The sequence below is a fragment of the Mucilaginibacter endophyticus genome (assembly GCF_003351025.1).
Taxonomy (GTDB): Bacteria; Bacteroidota; Bacteroidia; order Sphingobacteriales; family Sphingobacteriaceae; genus Mucilaginibacter; species Mucilaginibacter endophyticus.
On record NZ_QPCG01000027.1, the window covers coordinates 1 to 662 of the forward strand.

A 662-nucleotide genomic window follows, 5' to 3' on the forward strand; every position below is an offset into this window, starting at 1 on the left:
CCGGAGCCGGAAAAATCACCGGAACAGGAATTTATTGACTTATTGGCGGAAGAATCGGGGCCTGTAGCTGTATTCATTGACAAACATTTTACAGTCAAAGAAACAGTCGGTAACTATCGCCGCTATCTGCACCTGCCTGAGAAAAAGATCGACCTTAACATCCTGAACCTTGTTAATAAAGAAATAGCCATTGTACTGAACACAGCAATCCGCAGGGCCTGGAAGGAACATAAAAAAACATATCTCAACAGGGTTCGATTGAAGCGTAAAGAAGAAGAAGCCTTCCTTCAGATCGTGATCAAACCGCCCGGCTCATCTTCACAACGTGGATTAACCCTGATCATGTTCACTGAGATCAAAGGGGAACTAAGTGATAAAGACGGGATCGATCTGAGCTTCGCTGGTACAGACCAACATCAGGAGCACTTGCTTGAGGTGGAAGCCGAACTAAATGAAACCCGCGCCAACCTGCAAATGGCAGTGGAGGAAATGGAGACCACCAACGAAGAGTTGCAGTCGAGTAACGAAGAACTCTTATCTGCCAATGAAGAACTTCAATCGGGCAATGAAGAATTGCAGTCCTTGAATGAAGAGCTTCATACGCTGAATACGGAACACCAGGCTAAGATTCGTGAACTGATCGAACTAAACGACGACCTTGA

1 pseudogene is annotated in these 662 nt (G+C 45.6%); it reads left to right on the plus strand.

Annotation, left to right across the window (positions count from 1 at the left end):
* Nucleotides 1–662, plus strand: a pseudogene (locus DUL71_RS32255) (chemotaxis protein CheB); the annotation flags it as partial.